The 16,376-nt window shown below is 69.2% G+C and carries 16 protein-coding genes; 8 read left to right on the top strand and 8 right to left on the bottom strand.

Annotated features, from left to right (window positions below):
- Window positions 1–11: 11 nt before the first annotated feature.
- Window positions 12–1,298 (bottom strand): sensor histidine kinase, encoded by a 1,287-nt coding sequence (locus tag G4D83_RS39010; RefSeq protein WP_240357069.1) that lies wholly within the window; start codon window positions 1,296–1,298, stop codon window positions 12–14.
- A gap of 246 nt (window positions 1,299–1,544) precedes the next feature.
- On the opposite strand from G4D83_RS39010, the gene G4D83_RS39005 reads away from it, so the two are divergent.
- Complete coding sequence (locus tag G4D83_RS39005; RefSeq protein ID WP_163870001.1) at window positions 1,545–2,450, top strand: metallophosphoesterase; 906 nt, start codon at window positions 1,545–1,547, stop codon at window positions 2,448–2,450.
- A 53-nt stretch (window positions 2,451–2,503) separates the two neighbouring features.
- Here the strand turns inward: G4D83_RS39005 and G4D83_RS39000 are convergent, their stop codons facing one another.
- A complete protein-coding gene (locus G4D83_RS39000; RefSeq protein WP_163870000.1) occupies window positions 2,504–2,947 on the bottom strand; it encodes a DoxX family protein in 444 nt (147 codons plus the stop codon).
- Between the two features lie 196 nt (window positions 2,948–3,143).
- Here G4D83_RS39000 and G4D83_RS38995 point away from each other — a divergent pair, with 196 nt between their 5' ends.
- From G4D83_RS38995 to G4D83_RS38980, 4 genes are read left to right on the top strand one after another with little or no spacing between them, the layout of a single operon-like run.
- Window positions 3,144–4,037, top strand: coding sequence for a transporter (locus G4D83_RS38995; protein WP_163869999.1), 894 nt, complete (start codon window positions 3,144–3,146; stop codon window positions 4,035–4,037).
- A 3-nt stretch (window positions 4,038–4,040) separates the two neighbouring features.
- On the top strand, window positions 4,041–4,790 hold the full coding sequence (locus tag G4D83_RS38990; protein WP_163869998.1) for a hypothetical protein: 750 nt from the start codon (window positions 4,041–4,043) through the stop codon (window positions 4,788–4,790).
- Window positions 4,787–6,094: a sensor histidine kinase gene (locus G4D83_RS38985; protein WP_163869997.1), complete on the top strand. Its 1,308-nt coding sequence runs from the start codon at window positions 4,787–4,789 to the stop codon at window positions 6,092–6,094. The genes G4D83_RS38990 and G4D83_RS38985 overlap by 4 nt, the downstream gene beginning before the upstream one ends.
- Window positions 6,091–6,651, top strand: a complete 561-nt coding sequence (locus G4D83_RS38980) for a response regulator transcription factor (protein ID WP_163869996.1) — start codon at window positions 6,091–6,093, stop codon at window positions 6,649–6,651. Before G4D83_RS38985 ends, G4D83_RS38980 begins: the two co-directional genes overlap by 4 nt.
- Before the next feature lie 8 nt (window positions 6,652–6,659).
- Here the strand turns inward: G4D83_RS38980 and G4D83_RS38975 are convergent, their stop codons facing one another.
- The 6 genes from G4D83_RS38975 to G4D83_RS38950 form a co-directional block, all read right to left on the bottom strand.
- The gene (locus G4D83_RS38975; protein WP_163869995.1) at window positions 6,660–7,037 is read right to left on the bottom strand and encodes a hypothetical protein; all 378 of its coding nucleotides are present in this window, start codon (window positions 7,035–7,037) and stop codon (window positions 6,660–6,662) included.
- Window positions 7,038–7,063: 26 nt separating this feature from the next.
- Window positions 7,064–7,318, bottom strand: a complete 255-nt coding sequence (locus G4D83_RS38970; RefSeq protein ID WP_163869890.1) for a hypothetical protein — start codon at window positions 7,316–7,318, stop codon at window positions 7,064–7,066.
- A 529-nt stretch (window positions 7,319–7,847) separates the two neighbouring features.
- Entirely contained in the window at window positions 7,848–9,743 is a 1,896-nt protein-coding gene (locus G4D83_RS38965) for a di-heme oxidoredictase family protein (RefSeq protein ID WP_163869994.1), read from the bottom strand.
- A 34-nt stretch (window positions 9,744–9,777) separates the two neighbouring features.
- Window positions 9,778–10,752, bottom strand: a complete 975-nt coding sequence (locus tag G4D83_RS38960) for a hypothetical protein (protein WP_163869993.1) — start codon at window positions 10,750–10,752, stop codon at window positions 9,778–9,780.
- A 49-nt stretch (window positions 10,753–10,801) separates the two neighbouring features.
- Window positions 10,802–11,938 carry a FecR domain-containing protein gene (locus tag G4D83_RS38955; RefSeq protein WP_163869992.1) on the bottom strand — a complete coding sequence of 379 codons (1,137 nt, stop codon included), beginning with the start codon at window positions 11,936–11,938 and terminating at the stop codon, window positions 10,802–10,804.
- Complete coding sequence (locus tag G4D83_RS38950; RefSeq protein WP_163869991.1) at window positions 11,931–12,476, bottom strand: RNA polymerase sigma factor; 546 nt, start codon at window positions 12,474–12,476, stop codon at window positions 11,931–11,933. Before G4D83_RS38950 ends, G4D83_RS38955 begins: the two co-directional genes overlap by 8 nt.
- A gap of 391 nt (window positions 12,477–12,867) precedes the next feature.
- On the opposite strand from G4D83_RS38950, the gene G4D83_RS38945 reads away from it, so the two are divergent.
- Genes G4D83_RS38945 through G4D83_RS38935 form a run of 3 tightly spaced genes read left to right on the top strand, consistent with a single transcriptional unit; the run spans window position 12,868 to window position 16,372 of the window.
- Entirely contained in the window at window positions 12,868–14,313 is a 1,446-nt protein-coding gene (locus G4D83_RS38945) for a DUF1588 domain-containing protein (protein ID WP_163869990.1), read from the top strand.
- Complete coding sequence (locus G4D83_RS38940; protein WP_163869989.1) at window positions 14,310–15,824, top strand: DUF1552 domain-containing protein; 1,515 nt, start codon at window positions 14,310–14,312, stop codon at window positions 15,822–15,824. Before G4D83_RS38945 ends, G4D83_RS38940 begins: the two co-directional genes overlap by 4 nt.
- Window positions 15,821–16,372 (top strand): YceI family protein, encoded by a 552-nt coding sequence (locus G4D83_RS38935; protein ID WP_163869988.1) that lies wholly within the window; start codon window positions 15,821–15,823, stop codon window positions 16,370–16,372. The genes G4D83_RS38940 and G4D83_RS38935 overlap by 4 nt, the downstream gene beginning before the upstream one ends.
- The last annotated feature ends 4 nt before the right edge of the window (window positions 16,373–16,376 follow it).

Raw genomic sequence — 16,376 nt, 5'->3', positions numbered from 1 at the left:
CTCGTGAATCGCTACTTCGCGCGGCCGCCCACCACCACCGTCGGAGCGACGGCGGGCGCCGTGCGAGGCTGGGTGGGCAGGCGGAGGATGAACGTGGAGCCCTGGCCCTGGGCGGAGCGCACGGTGATGCTGCCGCCCATGGCCTCGACGATTTGCCGGGTGATGTAGAGGCCCAGGCCCAGGCCGCCGTAGTGACGCTCGGAGACGGCGCGCTCGAACTTGCCGAACAGGCGCGCCATGCCGTCCTCGGAGATGCCGATGCCGTGGTCCTTCACGGCCAGCACCGCCATGGTGCCCTCGCCCACCAGCGAGATTTCCACCGGCCGCCCCGCGCCGTACTTGGCCGCGTTGGACAGGAGGTTCACCAGCACCTGCTCCACGCGCAGCGGGTCCCACTGGCCCGGCAGCGTCCCCGACACGTGCACGGACAGCTCGCAGCCGGCGCGAGCGAACTCCTCGGAGAACGCGTCCACCATCTGCCGGACGACCTGGACCAGGTCCAGCTCGCGCGGCTCCAGGCTCAGCTTGCCCGCCGCCACCCGGGACACGTCCAGGAGCGTGTTCACCAGGCTGCCCAGCCGCGACAGTTGCCGCTCCAGCACCTGACCGCGCGGCGCCAGCTCCCGGCCCAGCTCGGGCTGCGCGCTCGTCACCTGTCGCAACAGGAGCTGCAGGTGCAGGCGCATGCTGGTGAGCGGCGTGCGCAGCTCATGGGCGGCGACGCTGAGGAACTCGTCGCGGGCGCGCACGGCCTCCTGCGTCTCGCGCAGGGACTGCTCGCGCACCGCGCGCTCCCGGGCGGCTCCCGCGTCGCGCTGGGCCTCCACGCGGCGGCGCTCCGTGAGGTCCTCCACGTAGATGCACGCGGCGATGACCTCGCCGTCGCGGAGCACCGGGTGGTAGCTGGCGCGGAAGACGCGCGTGCGCTCCACGCCGACGCCGGGCTCGCGGTGGATGATGTCCACGCCGTCCAGGGGCTCGCCCGTCTCCAGCACGCGGCGCACCCGGCGGGAGGTGTCGCCCAGGGACGAGTGGGGGTTCATCACCTCGTCCATGTGCCGTCCGAGGTGGGCCTCGCGCGGCCGGCCGTTGAGGGAGGCCAGGGCCTCGCTCACCTCGACGAAGCGCAGCTCGCGGTCCACCACCGCCATGCCCAGGGGCATGGTGCCCATCAGCTCGGAGAGGGCGACGGGGCGCGAGCCGACAGGCAAGGCCTCCTGCCCTCCACGGCCCGTCTCACCGGCTGGCGTCAACACATCCGGGCCCATGTCGGGGGCCGTCCCAAGCCGGGGGCTCATCGTCTCCGCGTGTGTACCAACCTCGTCGGACGCCGTCACCGCATGCCCCCCGGCTGTGTGTCCAATGGTGGAAGAAAGCCCGGAGGCTCCCCTGGAATCTTCCCGGAATCATGACGGTTTTCCCCTCACCCCGCTCGCTGGCCGCAAGGAGGGCAGGCGTGCGCGGGACACCTGCTTCAACCCACCTCCCCCGGCTCCGTACAATCGGGCGCTCACCGCCTCCGGCCGGAAAAGGAACCGCATCGCATGCGCTTGAGACGTCTGGCCCGCCGTCGCCCCTCGTCGTCCTCGTCCGGAGGACCGCATCTGGAGTCCCATCAGGGAGGCCGCAACGAGCTGGTGGCCTGGAGTGGCGTGGATCCGCTTCGTCCGGAGCGACGGCTGCGCTGGAGGGACCACTTCACCCTCACGGAGAACGTGCTGCACCTGCCGCACCTGCCGGCGTGTCATGACGGCCTGCGCGTGGCGCAGCTCTCCGACGTGCACGTGGGGCAGGCGACGTCCGAGGTGCGCATCCGCCGCGCGGTGGAGGCCGTCAACTCGGAGTCCCCCGACCTCGTGTTCCTCACGGGCGACTACGTCACCCACAGCCCCAAGCCGCTGCCGCGCGTGCGCGACGTGCTCTCCGGGCTGAAGGGCCGCGTCTTCGTGGTGCTGGGCAACCATGACCACTGGGTGGACGCGCCCTACCTGCGCCAGTCCTTCGAGCACCTGGGCTACACCGTTCTCCAGAACGAGCACCGCGTCGTCCACGTGCGCGGCGGCCCGGTGACGGTGCTGGGCGTGGATGACGGGCGCACCGGGCGCGACGACGTGGAGGCGACCTTCCGAGGTGCACCCGAATCCGGCACGCGGCTGGTGCTGGCCCACACGCCGCCCACGGTGGACAAGCTGCCCGCGCAGGGAAACCTGGTGCAGTTCTCCGGGCACACGCACGGCGGGCAGTTCATCGTCCAGGGCCTCACCGAGCGGCTGTTCCGTCGCGCGGGCCAGCCATACATCCGCGGCCACTACCAGGTGAACGGCAACCAGCTCTACGTGAATCGCGGGCTGGGCTTCGGCTTCGGCGGCCCGTACCTGCGCCGGGGCAGCGAGCCGGAGGTCGCCTTCTTCACCCTGCGCGCCGCGACGGCCGTCGCGGCGGCGGGCTGAACCTCCGGGCTCGCGAGTTCTCGGGCTCGCGAGCCTCCGAGCTTCGGGGGCCCTCAGGGCCTCAGCGGCGTGCCGAGTCGTCCCCCGCCGAGGAGGCCCTCCTTGCGTCCCCCGCGACGCAGGCTGAAGGGGCCGGAGCCGAAGTAGACGATGAAGAGCGCGCCTCCGGCCATGGAGAGGTTCTTCATGAAGTGGATGAGCTGATCCTGCGCCTGCACCGGGTCGGCGATGAGCCAGAAGCGATGGACCATGAAGGCCGCGGACAGCAGGAAGATGGCGATGGCCGCGGCCCCCAGGCGGGCGAGCACGCCGAGCAGCACGGACAGCCCTCCGAGCACCAGCGCCACGCCCGACAGCAACACCGCCCAGCGAGGCTCGGGGATGCCAGAGCTCTGCGCGTACGCCGTGAGGGCGTCGAGCTGGATGAAGTGATTCAGGCCGCTGGTGATGAAGATGGCGGAAAAGAGCAGCCGACCAAGCGGCGCGAGCACTCCCATGTAAGGCCTCCTGTTTCCCACCAACGCCGGGGCGTGGAAGTCATTCTCAACCTGCCCATGACTTCCCGCGAGGCAGCCGGGGCTCGCCTCCCCGCTCGCCTTCCAGGGGGCGTCGCGGGCCGTGGGTCGCCTCGACGGACTGCGACAACACGCCACACGCGGCGGGGGCGGACGGGGGCGTATCGTCTTCGCCGTCGTGAAAGCCTCCCTCGCCCTCCTTCTCTTCTGCGGCGCCGTGCTGGCGCCCGTCTCCCCCGCCTGGGCCTGCGCCACGTGTGCGTGTGGGGACCCGACGCTCACCTCGATGGGCACCGAGCAGCCGTTCTCCGGACGACTGCGCCTGTCCACCACCCTGCGGGCCTGGGGGCACACGGTGGGGCAGGAGCGCGTGGATGCGCTGCGGCTGCGCGAGGCCCGCATGGACGTGGCGGTGGCGTACGCGCCGCTGCCCTGGCTGTTCCTGTCGGCCACGTTGCCCCTGCAGGCGCGCGAGGTGCGCTCGGTGAGCCTGGCCCGCGAGCGCGGGTGGGGCGTGGGCGACGTGGAGGTGAGCGCGAAGGCGTTCCTGTACCAGGACCGCGAGTTCTCCGCGGATCATCTCTTCAGCGTGCTCGCGGGGGTGAAGCTGCCCACCGCGCCCCGGCTGCGCGCGGAGGACGGCACGCTGTTGGATTTGGACACACAGCTCGGAAGCGGCTCGGTGGACCCGCTGGCGGGCGTGGCGTACCAGCACTTCCGGGGGGACTGGTCCTTCCTGGTCAGCGCCACGGGCTTCCTGCCCCTGCGCGGCATGCTGGGCTTCAAGGCGGGCCCGTCGGTGCGCACCACGCTGGCCGCGCAGTATCAGCCCGCGCCCAAGTGGGCGGTGCGGCTGGGGCTGGACGGACGGATGGAGGCGGCGGCGGACATCGACGGCGAGAAGGAGGAGAACGGAGGGGGCGTCATCGGCTACGCGTCGCCCGACGTCCTCTTCAGCCCCAGCACGGACATCGTGGTGGCCGCGGGCGTGCGCGTCCCCTTCTTCAACCGGCTCCACGGACGCGTGGCGCCCACTCCCATCGCGATGATGTCCGTCGCGTATGACCTCTGAGCCATGCCTGTGTCCGTGAAGTCCCTTGCCCTGCCCGCCTTGTTTCTGTGTCTCGCCGGCTGTGGTGGCGGTGAGCGAATCGAGGGGATGGAGCTGACCTTGGGGATTACCACCGCTCGGGCGCGCGGGGTGCCGGAGGCGGCGGGGGCGCGCACGCTCGTCACGGACGAGGGCGCGCGGGCCACGCTCTCCGGGGCGCTCGTCACGCTGGGCAAGGTGGAGCTGATTCCGTGCGAGGCGACGGGCTGGCGGAGGTTGTGGAACGAGCTGTCCCCTGTGGGGACGGCGTGGGCGCACTCGGTGTCGAACGCGCTGCGGATGGGCACGCCGCACGTCGTCGCGCTGGGGGACACGGATGGAGCGGTGCTGCCGCTGGGGGTGATGCGTCCACCGCCGGGGCGCTACTGCCGGGCGCGGCTCACCTTCGAGCCGGCGGACGCGGACGCGGAGGGACTGTCCTCGGCGTCGCAGGGCGCGGTGCCGGTGGACATGTTGGGGCTGAGCCTGCATGTCCGGGGCACGCTGGCGGAGGGCGAGCGCGGGTTCGAGGTGGAGACGCGGGGCACCTCGTCGGTGGACGTGCTGCTGGAGGGGCTTGAGTTGACGGAAGACGCGCCGAAGGCGGCGCGGGTCTTCACACTGGCGTGGGATTCGTGGCTGGATGGCGTGGGTCCGGGCGAGTCGCCTCGCAACGTGGACCTGCTGGGCAATGTGGCCCGCTCCGCCTCGCTGCAGTCCGCTGTCGTGCCATGACGCCTCCCGTCCCCACCGAGCCCGCTTCGCGCGCCCGCATCAACCTCGAGTGGCTGCTGAAGCTGCGGTGGGGACTGTTGCTGGGCCAGGCGCTGGTCATCGCGATGGCGGCGTATGGGTTGGAGCTGGCGTTGCCGGTGCCGGTGCTGTTGGGGCTGCTGGCGCTGGAGGGCATCACCAACCTCGCGGTGCGAGCGTGGCTGGGCCGGGCGCGGGTGACCGAGGGCACCATCGGCAAGCTGATGCTGTGGGACACGCTGGTGCTCACGGGGCTTTTGGCGCTGAGTGGTGGCACGCACAACCCCTTCACCACGCTGTACCTGGTGAACGTGGCGCTGGGCACGGTGCTGTTGCCCTCGCGGTGGATGTGGAGCCTGTTGGGCTTCACGCTGACGGCGTTCGGTTCGCTGTTCCTGCTTCAGGACGTGGTGTTGGTGCCGGGGCTGTCGCGGCCGGACCACGCGGCGCTGATGCGGCTGCACATCAACGGAATGTGGGTGGCGTTCGCGGTGGCCGCGGGCTTCATCGTGTACTTCGTGCAGCGGGTGACGCGGGCGCTGGAGGAGCGCGAGCAGGAGTTGGCGCAGGCGCGAGCGCAGCATGCGCGGCGGGAGAAGGTGGCCTCGCTGGCGACGCTGGCGGCGGGGGCGGCGCATGAGTTGTCCACGCCGCTGTCGACCATCGCGGTGGTGTCGAAGGAAGTGGAGCGGGCGCTGACGGCGGCGGGGACCTCCGAGGCGGTGCGTGAGGACTTGCGCCTCATCCGTCAGCAGGTGGACCGCTGTCGCGACGTGCTGGTGCAGATGTCGGCGGACGCGGGGCAGACGACGGGAGAGGCCTTCCATCCGATGCCGCTGGGACGGTTGGTGGAGGACTCGCTGTCGGAGCTGTCGGGCGTGGAGCGGGTGCGGGTGGAGCTGCCCGAGGAGTTGAGCGCGTGGCGGGTGCAGGGGCCGCCGCGAGCGCTGGCGCGGGTGGTGCGAGGGTTGGTGAAGAACGCGCTCCAGGCGTCGCCGCCGTCCAGGTCGGTGGAGTTGCGGGTGGTGGCGGGGAGAGGAGGCGCGCGGCTGGAGGTGCGCGATGGGGGCGCGGGGATGCCGGCGGAAATCCTGGCGCGGGCGGGCGAGCCCTTCTTCACCACGAAGGCGCCGGGTGAGGGCATGGGGTTGGGATTGTTTCTGGCGCGCACGTTGGCGGAGCAGCTCGGCGGTTCGTTGGAGCTGCGGTCCACGCCGGGACAGGGGACGGTGGCGAGTCTGGCATTGCCTGTCGGAGCGCCGGCCGCCACGGAGGTGGCGTCGTGAGCGCGGTGGGCGGTGATGGGCATCACCCGAGCTTGTTGCTCGTGGATGACGACGCGACGCTGCGGGAGCGGCTGGCGCGAGCGTTTCGTGAGCGCGGGTGGGAAGTCACCACGGCGGGCGACTACGACGAGGCGCTGGCGGCGGCGCGGCGGGAGTCACCGGAGTACGCGGTGGTGGACCTGCGCATGCCGGGGCGCAGTGGATTGGAAGTGGTGAAGGATTTGCTGGCGGTGGACGCATCCACGAAGGCGATTGTGCTCACGGGGTATGGGAGCATCGCGACGACGGTGGATGCGATTCGACTGGGGGCGGTGAACTACCTGCCCAAGCCGGCGGACGTGGACGACATCCTCGCGGCCTTCGAGCGAGCTTCGGGCGAGCCGTCGCTGGCGGCGCCGGAGACATTCGAAGCGCCCTCGCTGGCGAGAGCGGAGTGGGAGCACATCCACCGAGTGCTCGCGGACTGCGCGGGGAACATCTCCGAGGCCTCGCGCAAGCTCGGCATCCACCGCCGCTCGCTTCAGCGCAAGCTCCAGAAGTACCCGCCGGCGAGGTAGCGGGACACCTACTCGGGGTCGGCCTTCAACTCTTCAGGAAGAGGCGCGACCATGAACAGTCGCCGTCCTTGCGCTTCAACGACCATGAAGCCCTTGCCAGCAATCTTCACACGCTCGGAGTCCCGGGCCGTGCCACTGGCGAGCCACTGGTCCGCTGCTTCTCGCGTCGCGAACTCGTGGGAGACTTCGACTGTGAAGGCTGTGTCGGAGAATCGCGCGTAGTACGTGGCGAAGTCGGCCTCCTGCCCACGGTCGCGGATGTAGAGCAGCGCGGCCTGGGCAAGTTCGAGCGCCGCTCGTTCCTTCGAGCCCTCCGACTGGCCGTCGATGAAGGGGTTCAGCGCGAGGAGCATGTCGTCCAAATCGAGACCGGGCGTCTTTGCCATGGCGTCACCTGATATCCGTCATCCGCTCACAGTGGGGCAAGAACCAGCGCACCACCAGCCGCGATGGCAACGACGTAGGGAGCGGCAATCACGCCTGCGACGATGACGATAGTTCCAATCGCCACCTCACCCTTGTGGGCCCTGATCCATACGAGCGCGGCATCCATGGTGGGGAAGTGCAGCTCCTTCTTCTGCGAATCTTGTTTCTCCAGTTCCGCTTGCGCCTCGATGCACCGGGTGAACTCTTCGCGGCACGTCTTGGTGCAGTGCTCATGGTGCATGCCAGAGCCCATCTTGATGCTTGAAATGAATCGGCAGGGACATCGCCAGTCGGAGTCGGGGCTTTATCGACCACAACGCCCTGGTTGGTCACCGCATAGACTTCCCACCAATCGAGGACACGTCCACTCGGACCGCCGCAGCGGTGAAAACCCTGGTCCACCACCACGAAGTACAGGCCTGGCGTCGGACCCGCGAAGACGGAAACATCCAGGCCCTGCTCTGGACTCGCGCATCCCGCGAACAGGTTGGGAAACAGATGGGTTCTCACCACCTCACGAATGGCCCCTGCGGCCGCGAGCGCGGCACCCGCGTTCATGCGCTCGACAACGGTTCTGGACGAGCCTTCGTCCGGCCACGGCACTTCACCCTTCCAGGGCGCGGCTGGAGTGGCGCATCCCTGCAGCAGGAGGAACAGTCCAAGAGGCGTCAAGGCATCTACGAAAGCCATCGGCGCAGTATGGCGGCACAACCACGGACGCCTCGTGAATGTGGGAGCAGCCCCGTAGCGCCAGTGCACGCTTTGGCGCGTCAGAGGCTGTCGAGGAACGCGAGCAGCGCCAGGCGGTCTTCTCGCGGCAGCGCCACCACTGCGTCCCGCGCCCTCTGCGCTTCCCCGCCATGCCACAGCACCGCCTCCAGCACCGAGCCGGCCCGCCCATCGTGCAGCAGGTTGACGGCGCCAGAGACCTGCGCCGTGAAGCCCAGGCCCCACAGCGGAGCCGTGCGCCATTCACTCGCCTCGGGCAGGCCTGAGTCGTCCGCCAGCCCCGCGCCCATGTCATGAAGCAACAGGTCGGTGTACGGGTGCACCGTCTGCGCGCGGAGTTCCTCGAACGGGTGCCGCCCCCCCGTCGTCAGCTCGCGCAGGTGACAGGCACCACACCCCACCGCGGCGAACACCTCGGCTCCGCGACGGACCTGCTCCGGCGAAGTCACACGCTGTGGCATGACGCCGAGCAGCCGCAGATACGTGACGAGGCGAGACCGTTCTTCGCCGCCGAACGCGCTTGCCGTCCCTCCCACTCCGAGGTGAGCCGCGAGCTCGGCGTCGACCTGCGCGGAGACCGAGGGGTACTCGGCCTTCCAGCCAAAGCGACCGAGCCGTGGTTCTTCACCCGGCGAGCCCCTGCTCAGCCCAGGACGACCCGAGATGCCGTCCCCGTCGCAGTCATTCTCATCGGCGGCCGCCAGAAGGGTCGCTTCGTCGACCGCCTCAAGCAGCCCCAGGCCAACCAGCGCCGGTGCCAGTCGCGCCGACGCGCGCAACGGCCGGCCGGCGTCGAACACCGGCCGCTGCAACGTCACCACTTCACCATCGCTGAGCGTCACCGATTGCGGCTCGATGCGCGAAAGCCATACAGGGGCCTCCTGAGGCTGAAGCTGGTCTCCGAAGTCCGGCTCGCCAGTCAGCCTGAGCACCAGCGATTGCACCTGCTCTCCCACCGGTGGCAACACGCCACGGCCATTGAAGGCATGGCAGGCGACGCAACTGTTTGCGTTGAACAGCGGCCCCAGAACGCCCTGCAACGGGAGGGGAGGATTGCCCGCCTCGACGTGGGCGCCCGTGTCGAGCGCTGTGTAGAAGAGCCGGCGGCCTTCGAGAAACCCCTGCGGGTGTGGCCACTGGATGTTGAGCGCCAATTGCGAGAGCGCGTACTGCGGCGCGACCGGGGTGCCGTCGGCAAGGGCGACGAAGGGCACGGTGGTGCCCCCGCCGAGACGGGCTTCGACAGAAGGCCCCAACATGCCCGTGGAGTCGAAGTTCTCTGGCGTGAGCCCACCGAGGCCGACCTGGTAGCGGAAGGTGTCTGAGAAATAGGCCGACCCGCCGACTATGGGGTTGGGGTCCATGGCATCGGCGCCGGCAAGGTAGATGCCGAGCTCGAAGTCGAGGATGTCACCCACGCGCAACGGCCGGCCTTCTCGGGCGTTGTCGGTCACCGTCTGCTCGAGCTGCCGCGGCGACACCTGACGCATCCCTTGGTTGACGTGAAAGGTGTAGCCCCCGTTCTGGTCTCCCTCGAGGCCATACATCTTCCAACTGCGGAAGTTGGTGCCAGGGCCGTACATCGAGACGTCAACGATGGGGTAGTAGGTGATTTTGATTTCGGAACGGCCAGCGGCGACAGCGTCTTCGACCACGAGCCTGTAGCTCCGGTTCTCGAACGAGCGCGTGGTGAAGAAACTGGAGCGATCCTCTCGCTCATGACGGCCGCGCACCCGCCCGGCGACCTCGGTGACGAGGACACCGTCCTCCCGACGGAGGACGATGGGGCCAGTCTCAGCGGGACCTTCGGTGAACAGCGGAGTCACCTGCGGGAGTGACGCCTGCCGACACAGCGCCGGGCCAGGACCGAGCACCACTCCAGCGCCACCCAGCGTGACCGACTCGCACCCCGCCAGCATCAGCGCCAGCACCAACATGTCGGGCGACCGTCCGCGCATCGGTTTCGCCAATCTACCACCCGCGTACGCCGACCGAGAACCAGAGCGCACCGAAGGCGCCGACGACGCGAACAGGCGACTCGCCCACCACGGTGCCATCCAGGCGCGGGACCCAGACGCCTCCATCGAGGCCCAGCCCGAGTCCAAGCCACCCCCACGGTCGCCACTCGCCGCTCACTCCCGCCTGGGGACCCCAGAGCACGCCGCGCGTGACTGCCCCCACGTGCCCTTCCGCCGGCAGGCCCTCGAGCTCCCCGAGTCCGCAACGCAGCCCGACGCCGCCCCGAACCATCCACCTCTCTCGCTCCGTCCGCACATCGAAGGTGACCCCGCCATCGACCAGCGTCGCCAACACCGAGCCCGAGGCCCGCTGTGCGCGCCCTCGCAGCGCCGCCACGTCGAAGCGCAGGCCCACCCAACTCCCAAGCCTCACGTCGGCCGCGAGGCCTCCCCCCAACAACGGCAACTCCCCCAAGCGGCCAACGCCGAACAGACCGAACTGCAACCGGCCCGGCTCGGCGATGGGAACAGGCGGGGCCTCGAGCGTGGACGGGACCTGGACGACAGGCGGGAGCTCGGGAGGAGGCAAGAGTTCTGATGGAGGCGGGAGCTCAAGTGGAGGCTCGACCGGCGGAAGGAGCGGCTCGGCGGGCGGCGAAGACCACAGCCGCGCGGCGGCTTCGGCCACCAACAACGCGACCGTCCGGGGAACGGCCAACGCGCTGACGTCGGAGATGTCGACCTCGAACTGCTCGGGCTTTCGGTCCAACACCTCGAGTGCCACCGTGTAGCGCGGCGCCGTGCAGTCGACGGTCACCCGCGTGTCACCCTCGCCGGACGCCGCGTCGACGGGCACCTTGAGTTCAATCGCCAGCAGCCGGCGCAGCTCCGGTTCGACGCCGGGCGGGCAACCGGTGGCGCTCATCGCCACGCTGCCCGAGCCCGACAGCGAGACGGCGGCCACCCACCACACCACTGCGACCATCACGCCAGGGCCACCTGCGCAGCGCCGGAGGACCCGGACGGAAGAAGGGACATCACGGTGCTTCGAGCCTCCCCCACTGTCTCACGGCGTCGACCCGCCGAGATTGCGGAAACTCTTCGATGAAGCGCTCGGCGGTACCACGGGCCGCGGCGACGTCTCCCGCCTGGGCCTGGGCCTCGACAGCGCGAGCGAGTGCGTCGGGGGCGAGCGGGCCCTTCGGAGCCAGCGCGTGCGCCTCCAGAAACGCGTCAGCCGCCTCTCGCGGGTTGCCCAGGTCATCCAGTAGCACCCGACCGAGGGTGAAGGCGGCGAGCGACGCGCGCGGGTCACCGCGAAAGCGCGACAGCACCCGGCGAAGCGGGGCAAGCGAAGCCTCGGGGTGCCCGCTGAGACGGGCCACGTCGGCGGCGCGGAGCAGATCTCCAGGCTCGTCCTCGGGAGCACCCTCGCGCTGCAACGCCGACCAGGCCGTCTGGAAATCGCCCTGCTCGGCATGTGCGCGCCAGGTGGCCGGACGACGCACGTTCTTCCTGCCCGGGGGCCGCGGTGCAGGCGCCACGCTCGGCGCCTCGGACATCGCGGGCACACCTTCGTCCCCGCTCGCCTCGGCCGTCACCTCATCAGGCACAACGGGCGCGTCAACGGCTTCAGGGACGAGCGCCTCGACGCGGAAGGTGCCCTGCTCGCCCGCCGCCAGCAGCGTCTCCCGGACTCCGGCGCGCACCCGGACGCGGCCCTCGGTGACGACCACACTCACCTGCTGGTCTTCGCGGGTGACAGTAAACGCGGTGCCGACCACCTCGACCTCCACGGCGCCAGCCGACACCCGCACCAGCCGCCCGTGCTGAGGGGCGACCCTGAAGTGCATGGCGCCGCGCTCCAGCTCCAACCACAAGAGTCCCGGCTCCGAGCGGAGGGTGCGCACCGGCGCGCCGATGGGCATCACCACCCGCGCGTCTTCACCAATCACAACCTCGGGAACGCCGGGCCCGCTCGACATCGAAGGGACGAAGAGCGCGACCAGCACGAGCGCCGCGACACCAACCCCGGACAGCGCCACCCGCCGGCGCACCCCCCGTTGGCGGTAGCGCCGGCGCACCTCCGCTTCGAACAGCGTCGCCTCATGGGTCGAGTACTGCGGTTCGAGCGAGCGCGCCGCCTCAGCCCAACGCTGGTGCCGTTCAGTCACGGTGCGCCTCCTCCATCGCCGCGTCCACGGCGGCGATGCGTCGTTTGGCCGTCGAGACCGAGCAGCCCAACAGCTCGGCGACGCGCTCCAACCGCTCACCCTCCAGATAGCGCAGGCTCCACGCCACCTGCTCATCCGCGGACCTGCTGTCGAGCACCCGGTACACGTCACTCAACAGCGCCATGTGCTCGCCATTGGCGCGGGGCGTGGAGAGCAGCGTGGGGTGCCAACGCTCCCACAGGCCGAAAGCGCGCTGCAGCCGCCGCCTGCGCAGCCGCCTCAACGTCAGTCGCACCGCGGTCGACGCCAGGTAGGGCTTCACCCGCAGGGGGTTTTCGAGCCGCTTGAGGCCATCGATGGCACGCACGAAGGTGTCCTGCACGATGTCGTCGACCTCGTCGTCACGCCCCAACATGCGCTTCACCACCCCCGCGACATAGGGACGGTACGCCCGAACCACGGCGGTGAGGTCGGCCGGGTCAACCTCCACCTCGGCGGCGTCCTGGTGCAATGGAATGAGTCGCCCGGGTACGGACATGGCCCTCTAGAGACACTACCGCCCAAAACGGCTCACACCAGCCAAGCGAGAGAAGACGAAAGGGAGGCCTGTGTCGAGGGCGGAGGCAAGTGCTTCCTTCCCCTACACCAGGCGCCGCCTGCCTCCACTCCTTGAACGAGCGACTCCGTCTCGTCGCTTTTGTTGAGCCGAAATCCGCGGCCCGAGTCTCTACAGCAGCGTTGCAGAGGCCATCCCCCGCTCGACTCCACAACCAGGAAGCTCGTCCCCCTCCGCGTCTCTGCAAGGAGCGACCATGCGTCTCGACTCAGCCTCCAAACGTGTGGGGGTCTGTCTTCTTCTCGGGCTCTCGGCATGCGAGGGCTCTTCCTTTCTCTCCCTGTCGGACTCGAACCGAGGTGAGGGCGAGACGATGCCGGCGCATCTGCTGACCGCGTCGGAATACAACGCGACGGTTCAGGACCTGCTCGGAGTCACATCGCGTCCGGCCGATTACTTCCCAGCGGCCTCATCGTCCGAGTTCGACGCGAACGTGGGCGTGCTCGCCTCCCTGTCGGAGGTTCAAAGTGAAGCGGTCTTCAACGCCGCTCGCGACGTGGTGGCCAAGGCCTTCGAGTCCCCCGAGCTGACCGCGCGTCTGGTTACCTGCACTCCCGCGAGCGACACGGACGCTGAATGTCCGAAGTCCCTCGTGACAACGCTGGGTCGCCGCGCGTTTCGCCGCTCCCTCGACGACGAAGAGGTGGCCGCGTACCTGGCGACCTACCAGAAGGCGAGGCAGTCGCTGGAGATGGGCCACGTGGACGCGGTCGCACACGTGCTCCGGGTGATGCTCAGCAGTCCGTCGTTCTTCCTGCGCATCGAACGTCCCGGACCTCGGAAGGACGCGCTCGAGTCCGCCGCGCTGGCGAGCCGCCTCTCCTATCTGCTCTGGGGCTCCATGCCCGACGATGCGCTGCTCGCCATCGCCGAGAGCGGCAAGCTCGACGATGACGCGGAGCTCATCGCCATGACGGACAAGATGCTCGAGGACCCTCGAGGTCAGCGCTTCGTCTCCCAATTCCTCGGCCAGTGGCTCGGCACCGTGCGCCTGTCGAGCCACAACGTGGACACCAACCGCTTCCCCCAATGGACGCCGGAGGTGGCGAAGGGAGTCGAGGCGCAGGCCAACGCCTTCTTGTCCGGCTTCGTGACCGGGACCACACCCTGGAAAGAGGTGTTCCTGGCCCCGCACCCCGCGAACACGGCCATCCAGCCGCTGCTCGCCGCCGACCCGACGACCTTTCAGCGTCGCGGCTTCCTGACGCTGCCGGCCTACCTGGCGCTCAGCTCACACAGCGACCGCACCTCGCCCACCGCTCGCGCCAAGGGCGTCATCACGTCGCTCTTCTGCACCGACATGACGCCTCCGCCAGGAGTCGTCACGGAGCTTCCACCGGAGGAGGGCCAGTCGCCCAGGACCGTCCGCGAGCGACTGGAGGCGCACCGGCGCAATCCGTCCTGCGCGGGCTGCCACAACATGCTCGACCCGCTCGGACTCAGCCTGGAGAACTTCGACCCGGTGGGCCGCTACCGCACCCTGGACGAGGGGCACCCCATCGACTCGAGCGGCGTCTACGAGGGCATCCCCATCGCCAACGTGTCGGAGCTGCTGCCGCTGCTCGCGGAGGATTCGCGGCTCGGCGATTGCGCGCCGAGGAAGCTGTACAGCTTCGCCATGCGCCGCAGCCTGGTGCCGGAAGACGAGCCGCGAGTCGCCAGGCTGTCAGCCACCTGGAAGGCGGGAACGCTCCGCGAGCTCCTTCACCACGTCGTGGTTTCGCCCGCCTTCCGTGGGCACGCAGAGGAGGCTCCATGAAGACTTCAATGTCGCGCCGGACCGTGCTGCGCGGAGCAGGTGTCGCGCTGTTCCTTCCCTGGTTGGAGGCACTCGCGCCTCGCGTCGCCCGCGCCGCGGCCGGGAGCATGCCTCGCCGGTTGTTGGTCTGCGCCTTCCCCAACGGCGCTCCGCACGACTGGTGGAGCACGGCTCCCGCCTTCGGAAAGTCCGTCTCCGGTGACGCGTTCCAGTTGCCCAACGTGCTCACGCCCTTCCAGCCCCTCAAGCACAAGCTGATGATGGTGAGCCGGCTGGGCAACTACACGTGGAGCCACAACGGCGAGTCACCGTCCCCGAGCGTCGAGCCGTCACACGCGCGCTGCATGTCGGCCGTCACCACCTGCATCGACGCCGATGAAGTCGCTCGCAAGGCGAAGCTCCCGCTCGACTCCGCGGTGCGAAGCACCACCTCGGTGGACCAGCTCATCGCGCAGACCCTCCAGGGACAGACGGGCCTCAACTCGATGCAGACCGGCCTGGGCGTCAAGCCAGGCTTCTTCGACTACCGCAGCTACGCCTACAACCAGGTGCTGTCGTGGAAGTCGCCGACCGAGCCGCTCAAGCGCAACGTCAATCCCCGCGTCATCTTCGACGCGCTCGTCGGAAGCGGCAACGCGCAGACTCCGACCGAACTCGCCAGGCTCAAGGCGCGAGAGAAGAGCGTGCTGGACGCGGTCCGCGAGGACATGAACCGCATCAAGAAGCGCGTGAGCAGCCGGGACCAGCAGGTGCTGGACCAGTACCTGACGACCGTGCGGAGCCTGGAGCTCGCCGCCGATGAAGTCTCGTCCACCTGCCGCGCGCTCGCCGCGCCTGGCGCGGTGCCCGAGCCGCCCGGCCCGCAGCAGGGGCTGTCCCAGGGACAGGACGGGTACGACCACGAGCTCCACGCCGATGTGATGAACGACCTCATCACCCTCGCCTTCGAGTGTGACCGCACGCGCGTGGTGACCCACCTGCTCGACGACGCGCGCTCCGAGTTCGAATACCGCAACATCCCGGCCGCGGACCGTACGCGCGTGGGGCTCTCGTACAACGCGGGCTCCAGCCTCCACTACCACGGCAGCCAGCACGGAGAGGGCGAGCTCGCCGATACGGTGGAGAATGGTCAGTACAAAATCATCAAGCCGAGCAACCGCAGCTTTGCGGCCATCAACGCCTGGATGGGCCGCAAGGTGGCGGAGCTCGCGCTCAAGCTGGACGCCATCCCCGAAGGCGATGGCACCGTGCTCGACCACACCACGCTCGTGTTCCTCAGCGAGATGCGCACGCACGACCACGATGCGTTCGACCTGCCAATCCTCATCGTCGGCGGCAACGGCATCCTGAAGCAGAACACACACATCTCCTATGACTCGGTGGGCAATGACCGACAGCTCCGTGACCTGTGGTTCACGCTCATGCGGCGCGTCTTCGGCATGCCCGTGACCTCGTTCGGAGAAGACGTGCGAGGCGTGGCGAACGCGGAGCTCACGGAGATTCTCGCGTGAGCGCGCTCCTGGTGGTGCTGTCGCTGGGGCTTCTCCTGGGGACTCCGGGGGTCGCCTCCGCCGCTGGGTTCACCCTTCAGGGAGAGAGCCGGGTTTCATTCACCGGGAAGGGACCCGCCGGATTCAAGCTGGTGGGGGCTACCGAGAAGCTGTCGCTCGAGGACGACGGCCAGTCCCTCACCTTCACGGTGCCGCTGGACTCCCTCGATACGGGCATCGAGCTGCGCAATCGACACATGAAGGAGAAGTACCTGGAGACGGCCCGGTTCCCCCAGGCCGTCCTCGTGGTGAAGCGCGGCGAGCTGCTGGTGCCGGCCAAGGGTGAGACGAAGTCCGGTCAAGCCAAGGGCCTGCTCACCCTGCACGGCGAGACGCGAGAAGTCGTCGTGCAGTACCGAGCGGAGCGAGCGGCGACACAGACGACGAAGGTGACCTCGCAGGTGAAGGTGAACTTCAAGGACTTCGGCGTCGCCGTCCCGAGCTACATGGGCATCACCGTCAAACCAGACATCGACGTCGACGTCGCCTTCGAAATCACCCAGGCCTGAGAAC

It is taken from the genome of Myxococcus eversor, from assembly GCF_010894455.1.
GTDB lineage: Bacteria > Myxococcota > Myxococcia > Myxococcales > Myxococcaceae > Myxococcus > Myxococcus eversor.
The sequence above is the reverse complement of the archived record's forward strand: the minus strand, read 5'-3'. Positions and strand labels throughout refer to the sequence as shown.

What these genes read in the sequence shown, in the direction of transcription:
- G4D83_RS38975 (WP_163869995.1), bottom strand. Translation starts at nt 7,037, where the DNA reads ATGGCAAAGACGCCCGGTCTCGATTTGGACGACATGCTCCTCGCGCTG.
- G4D83_RS38970 (WP_163869890.1), bottom strand. Translation starts at nt 7,318, where the DNA reads ATGCACCATGAGCACTGCACCAAGACGTGCCGCGAAGAGTTCACCCGG.
- G4D83_RS38940 (WP_163869989.1), top strand. Translation starts at nt 14,310, where the DNA reads ATGAAGACTTCAATGTCGCGCCGGACCGTGCTGCGCGGAGCAGGTGTC.
- G4D83_RS39000 (WP_163870000.1), bottom strand. Translation starts at nt 2,947, where the DNA reads ATGGGAGTGCTCGCGCCGCTTGGTCGGCTGCTCTTTTCCGCCATCTTC.
- G4D83_RS39005 (WP_163870001.1), top strand. Translation starts at nt 1,545, where the DNA reads ATGCGCTTGAGACGTCTGGCCCGCCGTCGCCCCTCGTCGTCCTCGTCC.
- G4D83_RS38965 (WP_163869994.1), bottom strand. Translation starts at nt 9,743, where the DNA reads ATGTTGGTGCTGGCGCTGATGCTGGCGGGGTGCGAGTCGGTCACGCTG.
- G4D83_RS38990 (WP_163869998.1), top strand. Translation starts at nt 4,041, where the DNA reads ATGCCTGTGTCCGTGAAGTCCCTTGCCCTGCCCGCCTTGTTTCTGTGT.
- G4D83_RS38985 (WP_163869997.1), top strand. Translation starts at nt 4,787, where the DNA reads ATGACGCCTCCCGTCCCCACCGAGCCCGCTTCGCGCGCCCGCATCAAC.
- G4D83_RS38945 (WP_163869990.1), top strand. Translation starts at nt 12,868, where the DNA reads ATGCCGGCGCATCTGCTGACCGCGTCGGAATACAACGCGACGGTTCAG.
- G4D83_RS38950 (WP_163869991.1), bottom strand. Translation starts at nt 12,476, where the DNA reads ATGTCCGTACCCGGGCGACTCATTCCATTGCACCAGGACGCCGCCGAG.
- G4D83_RS39010 (WP_240357069.1), bottom strand. Translation starts at nt 1,298, where the DNA reads ATGAGCCCCCGGCTTGGGACGGCCCCCGACATGGGCCCGGATGTGTTG.